The following is a 12194-nucleotide window of genomic DNA, read 5'->3' on the forward strand; positions in this document are numbered from 1 at the left end:
GGTGATGATCCTAAAAATTAGGAGGATATTGTTGTGACAAAACGTGCATTAATCAGTGTTTCCAATAAAGATGGTATTTTAGAATTTGCAAAAGAACTAGTAGCATTAGGTTATGAAATTTTATCAACTGGTGGTACGAAAAAAATGTTACAAGACAATAATGTTGCCGTAACAGCAGTAGATGAAGTAACTAAATTCCCTGAAATTTTAGATGGTCGTGTAAAAACTTTAAATCCAATGATTCACGGTGGACTATTAGGAAAGTTTGACGATGCTTCTCATCAAGCACAAATGAACGAGCATGGAATTGAACCAATTGAGATTGTTTGTGTCAATCTTTATCCGTTTGTTGAAACAATTTCAAAGCCTAATGTAACATGGGATGACGCTATCGAAAATATTGATATCGGTGGTCCAACAATGTTACGTTCTGCAGCAAAAAACCATCAATATGTATCAGTAATTGTGGATAGCAATGACTATGCGAACGTATTAGAGGAACTTAAAGCTAATGGTGCTACGACAATTGAAACACGTCGTAAGTTAGCTGCAAAAGTTTTCCGTCACACAGCCGCTTATGATTCATATATATCAAACTACTTAACAGAAGAAGAGTTCCCAGAGAGCTTAACAATGACATATGAATTAAAACAAAACTTACGCTATGGTGAAAACCCTCATCAAAAAGCGGCGTTCTATCAAAAACGTCTAGGTTCTGATTTTTCATTAGCTTATGCTACGCAATTGCATGGTAAAGAATTATCGTACAACAATATTCAGGACGGGAATGCCGCATTGCAAATTGTCAAAGAGTTTGAAATGCCTGCAGCAGTAGCTGTAAAGCACATGAACCCTTGTGGTGTTGGAACGGGCGCAACATTAGAAGAAGCGTTTGATAAAGCGTATGAAGCAGATCCAACATCTATTTTCGGTGGTATTATTGCTTTAAATATGGAAGTAGATGCAGCAACTGCTGAAAAATTAAGCCATATCTTTTTAGAAATTATCATTGCACCAGCTTTCTCTCAAGAAGCACTTGATATTTTAACGAAGAAGAAAAATATTCGCTTATTAACAATTCCTTTCGAGCAAGCAAAACAAGACAAATTCAATGTTGTATCAGTTGAAGGTGGTCTTCTTGTACAAGAACCAGATCGCTACGGTTTTTCTAATGCAGATATTAAAGTTGTTACAGACCGTGAACCAACAGTACAAGAATGGAAAGCTTTACAACTTGGTTGGGCAGTTGTGAAGCACGTTAAATCTAACGCTATCGTTGTGACAGATTCTCAAATGACACTTGGTGTTGGTGCTGGACAAATGAACCGTGTTGGCGCAGCTAAAATCGCATTTGAGCAAGCTGGCGAAAAAGCAAAAGGTGCAGCACTAGCATCAGATGCATTCTTCCCAATGAGCGATACTGTAGAAGCAGCTGCAGCAGCTGGCATTACAGCCATTATTCAACCAGGTGGCTCTATCAAAGATCAGGATTCAATCGATAAAGCGAATGAATACGGCATTGCGATGGTATTTACTGGCATACGTCATTTCAAACACTAACCAGAACACGTTAAAAACTAGACCGAGATGTTGGTTCATCTCGGTCTTACTTACAAATAGGAGGATTCCCTAAAATGAAAGTATTAGTCATTGGAAGTGGCGGTCGAGAACATGCTATCGCCAAACAATTTAGTATTTCACCATCTGTTAATAAAGTATTTGTAGCACCTGGTAATGATGGCATGAAAAGCGATGCAGAAATCGTTGCTATTGATACTATGGATTTTGCAGGTCTTGCACAATTTGCAAAAGAAAATGCAGTAGATTTAACCTTTGTAGGACCTGAACAACCACTTGCTGAAGGCATCGTAGATTTCTTTACTGCTCGTGGTTTACGAGTATTTGGTCCAACAAAGGCAGCCGCACAAATCGAAAGCAGTAAATCATACGCGAAAGAAATTATGAATAAATATAATATCCCAACAGCAGCACATGAAACGTTTACTGAAGCTACAAAGGCTATAGCCTATATTAAAGAGCAAGGTGCACCAATCGTTATCAAAGCAGACGGCTTGGCAGCTGGTAAAGGTGTAGTTGTAGCAATGACTGAAGATGAAGCAATTGAAGCTGTAGAGGATATGATTGGGAACCAACGTTTTGGTGAATCCTCTTCTCGAGTTGTCATTGAAGAATTCCTAGACGGGGAAGAATTCTCCTTTATGTCATTTGTCCATAAAGGTCAGATTTATCCAATGGTGATTGCTCAAGACCATAAACGTGCTTATGATGGCGATAAAGGACCAAATACAGGGGGTATGGGAGCTTATTCGCCAGTACCTCAAATCTCACAAGAAGTAGTGGATGATGCATTTAAGACGATTGTTGAACCGACCGTGAAAGGTATGGAGGCAGATGGTGTATCGTTTACAGGGATTTTATATGCAGGTTTGATTTTAACGAAAAATGGTCCAAAAGTGATTGAGTTTAATGCACGCTTTGGAGATCCGGAAACACAAGTAGTTTTACCACGTATGGCATCCGATTTTGGCGCATTTATGACTGCATTGATGGATGAAAAGCCATTTGATTTGCAATGGTCTGAAGAAGCAATGCTAGGTGTAGTTATTGCCGCTGAAGGCTATCCAGGGGACGTTGAAAAAGGAAATACATTACCTAACCTAGATTCACTATCAGCTTCACACGCAGTATTCCACGCAGGTACAAAGCTTGTAGATGAGAACTTTGTTGGTAATGGTGGCCGAGTTTTATTAGTTGGAGCAAAGGCATCTACTTTAAAAGAAGCACAAGAAAAAGTATACGCAGGTATTGCAACTGAAAAATGGAACAATTTCTTCTACCGCAAAGATATCGGCTGGCGTACGTTTAAATAGTATTTCCACGAGAAAAGAGAGGCAGAAGAGCCCCTGCTCGTAGTATATGTTTTATGGAAAAAATACTTAATGTTAGAAATTTAGAATGGCATTTATTAGAACACATGTTATGTATTTAGTTGATTGGAGTGGAGACTGGGCGACTCCTTGGGGATTAGCGTCACAGATGAGACCCTGGAGCGAGCAAAGCGAGTGAAGCGGCTCATCGGATGCCCCCAGGAAAGCGCCCAGTCGGAACGGAAATCAACCCACACTATGGTAAAATTAAATATTTTAATCATGCAATGAAACTTCTTATTGTTTTCAAACGTAGGATTAAAAAGGGTGAAAGCCGTCTCAACTGTACAGTTGAGACGGCTCCTTTGACTAAGAAGGATTTTGTGCTTTATTTGTAGAACTTTTACTTTCTGAGGAATTTGGATTTGAAGTGCTGGAGTCAGATTGCTTCGATGCATTTGCGCTCGATCCTGACGTATTTCCAGATATAGCAGAGGAGAAATCCTTCATGAGTTTATCGATTTGTTCAGATGACATAGAATTTTGTCCGCTGAACATACTTTGCATAGAAGAGTTGCCGGTGCTATTGTTGTTGCTGTTGCTCATAGTATTCTCCATACTAGAGCACAGTAAAGCTTTAGTAGGGCAATACTTAAAGATACCCTCAGCCATTTTAAAGGCACCAAATGCAATCATCAATCGACCTTTCGTACATTCAGGATTTCTTGAGACCTTAGCGATACCGAATGCCGTTAAACTTACACCCATAGCAAAGCGACAAAAGGCATTTTTTTCGCTTAAATTCGATTCTTGCATCATAATATTTCCTCCTTTAGTCATTGTGGAAAAAATAAAGCGGGGTGCACTTTGTTTTATGAAAGTGCTGTGTTACGATTGAAACAAGATGATTGCATAAAGCATTAATTTTATGAAAAAAAGCGTTTATGCAGTAGTAGTATGTGATTTCACGTAGGATTTACACAATGAAATTTTACGTAATTTAGGAAGGGGCGAATAGAATGGATCCAGTATGGAAAATTACAGAATTACGTCAGCAATTAGCTGTAATAGATGGTAAAAATGCACCGGATATTGTATTAAAAAATGCACGTTATTTACATAGCATGCTCAAACAGTGGGTAGTAGGGAATATTTGGATTTTAGGAGATCGTATTGTCTATGCTGGTGATAGAATGCCTCCGTTATTAGAAGGGACAGAGGTGGTCGATTGTACGAATAAAACAATTGTACCAGGATATATTGAGCCACATGTTCATCCGTTCCAGTTATACCATCCGCAATCTTTTGCTGATTTTTGTGGACAGCTAGGAACTACAACTTTTATTTCAGACAATTTAAGCTTCGTTTTATCTTTAGAAAATAAGAAAGCGTTTTCAATACTAGATGATTTGAAAAAGCTCCCGTTTTCATTTTATTGGTGGACTCGTTTTGATTCGCAAACTGAAATGGAACAGGAGGAAGAGATTTTTTCTAATACGTCCATTTTAGAATGGTTGGAACGAGATGATGTTTTACTTGGAGGCGAATTAACGGGCTGGCCAAGGTTGTTACATGGAGATGACCAAATGCTCTATCGAATGCAAATGGCTAAGGGCTACGGGAAAAAAATAGAAGGGCACTTCCCTGGTGCATCAGAAAGAACTTTAGCACGTATGAAGCTACTCGGTGCAGATGGTGATCATGAAGCTATGACAGTGGAAGAAGTAGAAAGACGTATTATGCAAGGATATGCTGTAACACTGCGTCATTCTTCAATACGTCCAGACTTACCAGATTTATTAAAGGGAATAGTCGAAAAAGAGCTACCTATTTTTGATCATTTAATGATGACAACAGATGGCTCACCACCTTCTTTTCATGAGGATGGTGTGATGGATAAATGTATTCAAGTAGCCTTAGATGCAGGTGTAGCACCAATAGACGCTTATCAAATGGCTTCCTATAATGTGGCACGTTATTATAATATGTCCAACTTACATGGTTTTATCGCAACGGGTCGATTTGCCTCTCTTAATATTTTGCAAGATGAATGGCATCCAGTTCCTGAGAGCGTACTATCGAAGGGTGTTTGGCTAAAACGCGATGGAGAGCAAGTGCAAAAACTTGCTACAATTGATTATTCAGCGTTACCTACATTTGACTTAGATTTTTCATTAACATCTCATGATTTTCAATTCTCGATGCCTTTTGGGATTGAGTTGGTCAATGATGTTATTACGAAACCATATAACTCATTAATTACTAGAGAAGGGCAGCTTGCAGATCATGATGAATGTTATTTAATGCTTATGAATAGAGATGGCAAATGGCATGTTAACACGATGATTAAAGGTTTTGCTACTAGTGTTCAAGGTTTTGCCTCATCTTATTCGAATACAGGTGATATTTTACTGATTGGAAAAAATAAAGACGATATGATTAAAGCCTTTGAGGAAATGAAGGCAATGCGTGGAGGTATTGTCCTTGTTGAAAAAGGCGAAGTAATTGCTACCGTTCCTTTAACAATTGGCGGTCTTTTATATGATGGAGATGTGAAGGAGCTAGCAGAAAAAGAGAAGTTCTTAAAACAAGCATTAGCGGAACGTGGTTACCACTTAGGAGACGCAATTTATTCTTTACTTTTCTTACAATCGACACATTTACCATATATTCGTATAACGCCAAAAGGGATTTTTGATGTAATGAAGAATAAGTTATTATTACCAGCAGTGATGCGTTAATTGAAGTTTCCCTATGGTAGATGGAATTGATAAAAGGAGAGTAATGCTTGTGTTCAAATCGAAGAAACTATTTATCGCAATGGCTTTTAGCACCTTATTGATAGGAGGATGTTCAAAAGATTCGTCGGAAGTGAAGGAAGATGATTCGAACAAGGTTGACGATGGAACAGCTATTGAAGAGCCCGTTCAAAAAGGAGCGTTTGTTGCGCCGTTAACAGGTGAAGCTGTGAAAGAAGAAATTACGCAACGTCCAATTATTGTTACTGTTAATAATCACCCGAAAGCACGTCCACAATCAGGAATAGAAGCGGCAGATATCATTTATGAAATGCTGGCAGAAGGTAATGTTACCCGTTTATTAGCAGTTTATCAAAGTGAACTGCCAGAAACTGTAGGACCTGTTCGTAGTGCTCGATCTTATTTTGTTGATCTTGCGAAAGGCTATGATGCATTTTACGTAGCTCATGGCTATAGCCCAGAGGCAAAATCGATGCTTACTAATAATGTAGTCGACAATATAAATGGTATGGATTATGATGGCACACTTTTTAAACGTTCAAAAGATCGTGTTGCTCCACACAATTCGTATATTACGTCTGAAAATATATTAAATGGAGCGAAAAAAGTGGGCGCTTCAATGAGTTACCATGAAAAAGTAGAAGAGGCTTTTTATGAACCCGATGAACGTGGTAAAATAGGCAATGAAACAAGTCGAGTGGACATTTACTACGGAAATAGTGAGTATTTCCATAATTCGTATTTGTATGATAAGCAAAGTAATCGTTATGGACGACAATCGGCTGGCGTTGACACAAAGGATATGTTAACAGGCGACACATTATCAATTTCAAATGTTCTTTTTTTTGAAATGAAACATCGAACGATTGATAATGAGGGGCGCCAAGAAATTGATTTAACTTCTGGTGGAAAAGCGTATGTATGTCAAAATGGCTATATGAGAGAAGTCAAATGGGCTAATATTGATGGAATACCAATGGCTGTAGAAGAGTCTGGTGAGCTTGTTAAGCTAGTGCCAGGGAAGTCTTGGGTAAATTTCGTACCAACTTCACCAGGGTTACAAGCAATGGTGAAAACACAGCCTTAAAGGGAGGAAGATTGCATGCAAATCGAAAAAATTCGAGGGCATCAAACAGATCAATTATTTAAAGCGGTGTTAGAGCTGAAAGACATCGAAGAATGCTATAAGTTTTTTGATGATTTATGTACGATTAGTGAAATTCAATCGCTGGCACAACGCTTTGAGGTTGCGCATTTACTACGTTTAAAGAAAACCTACGAATCCATTAAGAAGGAAACAGGTGCAAGTACAGCAACTATTTCACGTGTACGTCGTTGCTTTGATTATGGGAATGATACATATGATGAAATGTTAGGTCGTTTGTATCCAGATGAAAAGCCGTTTCAAGCACCAAAAGAATAGCAGGTAAGGGGGCTGGGTAGAGTTTTTACCCAGTCTTTTTCATTTTTTTGTAGACAGTCATAAGCTATACTTGTAAACGAATAGATAGAAAATGATAGGTGGTAAAATAGATGGATTATTTAGAATGGAGACATGTGTTCAAGCTAGACCCAGCTAAAGATATTTCTGATGAGGCATTAGAAAAAATTTGTGAATCAGGTACAGATGTTATTATAGTTGGCGGAACAGACGGTGTAACTTTGGATGGTGTATTAGATTTACTTGTTCGTGTAAGACGCTTTGAAGTGCCAATAGCGCTTGAAATTTCTGCGATTGATTCAGTAACACCAGGTTATGACTATTATTTCATTCCAACCGTGTTGAATAGTGATGATCCAAAGTGGATTAAAAATTTACATCATGAAGCAATAAAAGAATATGGAGATATTATGGTATGGGATGAATTAGTTGCTGAAGGTTATTGTATTTTAAACCCGAATTGTAAAGTAGCGGAAGTAACGAATGCGAAAACGGATTTATCCATTGATGATGTTGTTGCCTACGCACGTATGGCTGAAAATTTCTTTAGACTACCTGTATTTTATGTAGAGTATAGCGGTACTTATGGCGATATTGAGGTTGTAAGTGCTGTGAAAAATGAACTGAAAAATACACGACTGTTTTACGGTGGCGGCATTACATCTGCTCAGCAAGCAGCAGAAATGGCAAAATATGCAGATACAGTAGTAGTTGGTAATATTATTTACGAAGATTTAAAAGCTGCACTTGCGACTGTTAAGGCTGTAAAAAATAATATATAATATAAGAACAAACGTTTGCGAGGCGGTGCGAAATGGAGCAGTTAACGAAAAACTTATTAGCAGGTATGAACCCTGAGCAGGAAAATGCGGTTAAAACAACAGAGGGACCGCTTCTAATTATGGCGGGTGCTGGATCAGGAAAGACACGTGTATTGACACATCGTATAGCATACTTAGTAATTGAAAAAGAAGTATACCCATCAAAGATTTTAGCCATTACATTTACAAATAAGGCTGCACGTGAAATGCGTGAACGTATAGATGGCATACTAGGTAACGGAACTGGCGATAGTATGTGGGTATCGACATTCCACTCAATGTGTGTGCGTATTTTACGACGTAATATTGATCAGCTTGGAATATCACGTAACTTTTCAATTTTAGACTCTACTGATCAACTATCAGTTATTAAAAATGTTATGAAGGAAGAAAATATTGATACTAAGCGTTTTGAACCTCGTGCGATTTTAAATGCGATTAGTTCAGCAAAAAACGAATGTAAAACTGCGGACGATTATGCAGGTCAAATCAATGAAAATAATCCTTACGAAAAAACGATTGCCCGTGTTTATAAAGGTTATGAAAAAAGACTACGTCGCAATCAGTCACTCGATTTTGATGATTTAATTATGACAACTATTACATTATTCAATCGTGTACCAGAAGTGCTTGAATACTATCAAAACAAATTCCAATATATTCATGTAGACGAATATCAAGATACGAATAAATCCCAATATTTACTCGTTCAGTTGCTTGCCAAGAAATTCAAAAATATTTGTGTTGTAGGTGATTCAGACCAATCGATTTATCGTTGGCGTGGTGCAGATATTGGCAATATTCTTTCATTCGAAAAGGACTATCCAAATGCTAAGGCCATTATGCTTGAGCAAAATTATCGTTCAACAAAACGCATCCTACAAGCGGCAAACGACGTCATTCAAAATAATACAACACGTTATCCAAAAGAACTGCGTACAGAAAATGCAGAAGGTGAAAAAATCGTGTTGTACAAAGCGTATAACGAGCAAGAGGAAGCGCAATTCGTTGTACAAACAATCCAACAGCTTATTCAAAAAGATAATCGTTCATTTGATGACTTTGCGATACTATATCGTACAAATGCTCAGTCCCGTGTGATGGAGGAAGTACTTGTTAAGTCCAATATGTCTTATCAAATAGTTGGTGGTACTAAGTTCTATGATCGTAAAGAGATTAAGGATTTACTTGCCTACTTGCGCCTTATTGCCAATAATGATGATGATTTATCACTCGCACGTATTATTAATGAGCCAAAGCGTAGTATCGGTGCAACTTCCTTTGAAAAAATGGCGCGCTATGCGATTGAACAGGAGCGCTCTATTTTTGATGCTATGAATGATCTTGTATTCATGGGTCTTTCAGGGAAGGCTGCTAATTCAGCTGAGCAATTTTATGCAATGATTAAAGGCTTTACAGAGATGCAAGAATATTTATCGGTAACAGAAATTGTAGAGCAGATCATTGACAAATCTGGTTATCGTGCAATGCTACAAAACGAAAAGACGATTGAAGCGGAAAGCCGCTTAGAAAATATTGAAGAGTTTTTATCGGTAACAAAGGCTTTTGAAGAGCGCAGTGATGATAAAAGCTTAATTGCCTTTTTAACAGATTTAGCGCTAATTGCAGATATTGATGCACTTGATAAAGATGACACATCGAAGGGCAACATTATTTTGATGACGATGCATGCAGCAAAAGGCTTAGAATTCCCTGTCGTCTTTATTATTGGTATGGAGGAAAATATCTTCCCGCATTCTCGTTCACTTGATGATATGGATGAAATGGAAGAAGAACGTCGTTTAGCATATGTGGGCATAACGCGCGCAGAGGAACGTTTATATTTAACGAGTGCACAAAGTCGTACGATTTTTGGTCGTTCTAGCTACAACAATGTGTCACGTTTCTTAGGTGAAATTTCGGAAGATATTACAGAATCAATATCTAAAGGTGGTTCGCAGCCTGATGTTCCGTTTGCCTCTAGTAATCGTTCTGCAGGCGGCTATCAAAAACGTACACTTGGAGCGGTTCAGAAAACACAGCCTGCAACAGCTCGTTTACAAACAACTGGTGGAGACCAATTTGGCTGGAAGGCTGGGGACAAAGCGATCCATAAAAAATGGGGAACAGGTATGGTTGTTAGTGTAAAAGGTGAGGGTGATAATACAGAGCTAGATATTGCTTTCCCACAACCTATTGGTATTAAGCGATTACTAGCACAATTTGCACCTATTGAAAAAGGGTAAGCGGAGGAACTTAAATGAACGAAATTGAACAGCGCGTTGTGGAGTTAAATAAATTATTACACGAATATGGTCATGCCTATTACGTGTTGGATAAACCTGTCGTAGCAGATAGTGTTTATGACCAATTATTACATGAGCTTATTGCATTAGAGGAAGCGAATCCGTCACTTATTTACCCAGATTCACCTACGCAGCGTGTGGGCGGAGCAGTGGTAGAAGGCTTTAAAAAGGTGACTCATGATTACCCGATGCTAAGTCTATCAAACGCTTTTAATGAAGAAGACTTACGTGAGTTTGACCGTAAAGTGCGTCAAGCAATCGGTGATAACTTTTCCTATGTTTGCGAGCTGAAAATTGATGGTCTTGCCATTTCATTAAAATACGAAAATGGTGTTTTTGTACAAGGAGCAACGCGAGGAGACGGTGTTGTAGGAGAAGATATTACAGCAAATTTAAAAACGATTCGAGCAATACCTCTTCGATTGAAAGAACCACTTACAATTGAAGTACGTGGCGAGGCGTATATGCCTAAAAAATCATTTGAAAAATTGAATACCCTTCGTACTGAAAATGGAGAAGAATTATTTGCTAATCCGAGAAATGCGGCAGCTGGTTCTTTACGCCAGCTAGACCCTAAAATAGCAGCGAGTCGTCAGCTATCAACCTTTATTTATGCAATTGGGGGAGATGGCGAGGCATACGGTATTGACGGTCATGCAGAGATGCTCGATTATTTAGAGGGACTAGGCTTCCCATCAAACAAAGAGCGTCAACGCTGCTCAACGATTGAAGAGGTACTAGCCTTTATCGAAAAATGGACTGAAAATCGTCCGAATTTGGCCTATGAAATTGACGGTATTGTTATTAAGGTGGATCGCTATGCGCAACAGGATGAGCTTGGTTATACAGCAAAGAGTCCACGTTGGGCAATTGCCTATAAATTCCCTGCTGAGGAAGTAGTGACAACATTACTTGATATTGATTTAACGGTTGGGCGTACAGGTGTTGTTACTCCAACTGCTATTTTAACGCCTGTTCAAGTGGCAGGTACGACAGTTCAACGTGCATCATTACACAATGAGGATTTAATTCGAGAGAAAGATATTCGACTAGGAGATACTGTCATTATCCGAAAAGCCGGAGATATTATTCCTCAAGTTGTAGGTGTAATACTGGAGCAGCGCCCTGAGGACTCAGTGCCATATGTAATGCCTGAAAATTGTCCAGTTTGTGATAGCGAGCTTATTCGTATTGAAGGAGAAGTGGCATTACGTTGTGTAAATCCAGCATGTTTTGCACAAATTGCGGAGAGCATTAAATATTTCGTATCGCGTAATGCTATGAATATTGACGGTCTTGGTGATAAAGTCGTTGAGCAATTATTACGTGCAGATTTAATTCATGATATCTCTGATTTGTATCACTTAACTATAGAACAGCTTGTCGAGCTTGAGCGTATGGGAGAAAAATCAGCGGCGAATTTAGTCAGTGCTATTCAGGCTTCCAAAGAAAATTCGATGGAGCGTTTACTAATTGGATTAGGGATACGACATGTTGGTGAAAAAGCAGCAAAAATCGTTTCAGAGGAGTTTGGAACGATGGAAGCGGTGATGGCAGCAACAGAGGAGCAACTAGTGGCAATTCATGAAATCGGCGATAAAATGGCATCATCACTTGTCGAGTATTTTTCAAATGAGGATGCTCGTGCAGTCATTGGGCGCCTTGCTGAAGTAGGCGTTAATATGACGTATAAAGGTAAAAAGATAGAAGTAGCTGTAGGGGATAATCCTTTTGCGGGTAAAACAATCGTATTAACTGGTAAACTTGAGCAATTGACACGTAACGAAGCAAAGGCGAAAATAGAAGAGTTAGGTGGTATTGTTACAGGTAGTGTCAGCAAAAAAACTGACCTTGTCATTGCAGGAGCAGAAGCGGGTTCTAAACTAGCAAAAGCCGAGCAATTAGGTATTGAAGTTTGGAATGAAGACAGCCTGATCGAACAACTTAACCTCGTAAAATAATGGGGAATATCAGACTCG

General features: G+C 38.7%; 9 protein-coding genes. 8 read left to right on the top strand and 1 reads right to left on the bottom strand.

The window, feature by feature from the left end; genetic code table 11:
• Positions 1-33 precede the first annotated feature (33 nt).
• Together purH and purD are read left to right on the top strand one after the other, a co-directional pair.
• On the top strand, positions 34-1560 hold the full coding sequence (purH, locus tag ACYQ73_RS22610; protein WP_460014508.1) for a bifunctional phosphoribosylaminoimidazolecarboxamide formyltransferase/IMP cyclohydrolase: 1527 nt from the start codon (positions 34-36) through the stop codon (positions 1558-1560).
• A gap of 74 nt (positions 1561-1634) precedes the next feature.
• Positions 1635-2891, top strand: coding sequence for a phosphoribosylamine--glycine ligase (gene purD / locus ACYQ73_RS22615; protein ID WP_460014509.1), 1257 nt, complete (start codon positions 1635-1637; stop codon positions 2889-2891).
• 366 nt (positions 2892-3257) lie between these two features.
• Here the strand turns inward: purD and ACYQ73_RS22620 are convergent, their stop codons facing one another.
• On the bottom strand, positions 3258-3707 hold the full coding sequence (locus tag ACYQ73_RS22620) for a hypothetical protein (protein WP_460014510.1): 450 nt from the start codon (positions 3705-3707) through the stop codon (positions 3258-3260).
• 200 nt (positions 3708-3907) lie between these two features.
• Here ACYQ73_RS22620 and ACYQ73_RS22625 point away from each other — a divergent pair, with 200 nt between their 5' ends.
• The 6 genes from ACYQ73_RS22625 to ligA all read left to right on the top strand — a co-directional run bounded on the left by ACYQ73_RS22625 (position 3908) and on the right by ligA (position 12176).
• The gene (locus ACYQ73_RS22625) at positions 3908-5629 is read left to right on the top strand and encodes an adenine deaminase C-terminal domain-containing protein (protein ID WP_460014511.1); all 1722 of its coding nucleotides are present in this window, start codon (positions 3908-3910) and stop codon (positions 5627-5629) included.
• A gap of 49 nt (positions 5630-5678) precedes the next feature.
• Positions 5679-6734: a DUF3048 domain-containing protein gene (locus ACYQ73_RS22630; RefSeq protein WP_460014512.1), complete on the top strand. Its 1056-nt coding sequence runs from the start codon at positions 5679-5681 to the stop codon at positions 6732-6734.
• Positions 6735-6749: 15 nt separating this feature from the next.
• Positions 6750-7070 (top strand): YerC/YecD family TrpR-related protein, encoded by a 321-nt coding sequence (locus tag ACYQ73_RS22635; RefSeq protein WP_004225717.1) that lies wholly within the window; start codon positions 6750-6752, stop codon positions 7068-7070.
• Between the two features lie 110 nt (positions 7071-7180).
• On the top strand, positions 7181-7870 hold the full coding sequence (gene pcrB / locus ACYQ73_RS22640; protein ID WP_387085082.1) for a heptaprenylglyceryl phosphate synthase: 690 nt from the start codon (positions 7181-7183) through the stop codon (positions 7868-7870).
• A gap of 32 nt (positions 7871-7902) precedes the next feature.
• Positions 7903-10155: a DNA helicase PcrA gene (gene pcrA, locus ACYQ73_RS22645; RefSeq protein WP_460014513.1), complete on the top strand. Its 2253-nt coding sequence runs from the start codon at positions 7903-7905 to the stop codon at positions 10153-10155.
• Between the two features lie 14 nt (positions 10156-10169).
• Positions 10170-12176 (top strand): NAD-dependent DNA ligase LigA, encoded by a 2007-nt coding sequence (gene ligA, locus ACYQ73_RS22650; protein WP_460014514.1) that lies wholly within the window; start codon positions 10170-10172, stop codon positions 12174-12176.
• Positions 12177-12194: the final 18 nt, after the last annotated feature.

It is taken from the genome of Lysinibacillus sp. CTST325 (assembly GCF_054665055.1).

Excerpts from the sequence above, each read along its gene's own strand:
- purD (WP_460014509.1), top strand. The coding sequence starts at position 1,635 with ATGAAAGTATTAGTCATTGGAAGTGGCGGTCGAGAACATGCTATCGCC.
- ACYQ73_RS22620 (WP_460014510.1), bottom strand. The coding sequence starts at position 3,707 with ATGATGCAAGAATCGAATTTAAGCGAAAAAAATGCCTTTTGTCGCTTT.
- ACYQ73_RS22625 (WP_460014511.1), top strand. The coding sequence starts at position 3,908 with ATGGATCCAGTATGGAAAATTACAGAATTACGTCAGCAATTAGCTGTA.
- ACYQ73_RS22635 (WP_004225717.1), top strand. The coding sequence starts at position 6,750 with ATGCAAATCGAAAAAATTCGAGGGCATCAAACAGATCAATTATTTAAA.
- pcrB (WP_387085082.1), top strand. The coding sequence starts at position 7,181 with ATGGATTATTTAGAATGGAGACATGTGTTCAAGCTAGACCCAGCTAAA.
- pcrA (WP_460014513.1), top strand. The coding sequence starts at position 7,903 with ATGGAGCAGTTAACGAAAAACTTATTAGCAGGTATGAACCCTGAGCAG.
- ligA (WP_460014514.1), top strand. The coding sequence starts at position 10,170 with ATGAACGAAATTGAACAGCGCGTTGTGGAGTTAAATAAATTATTACAC.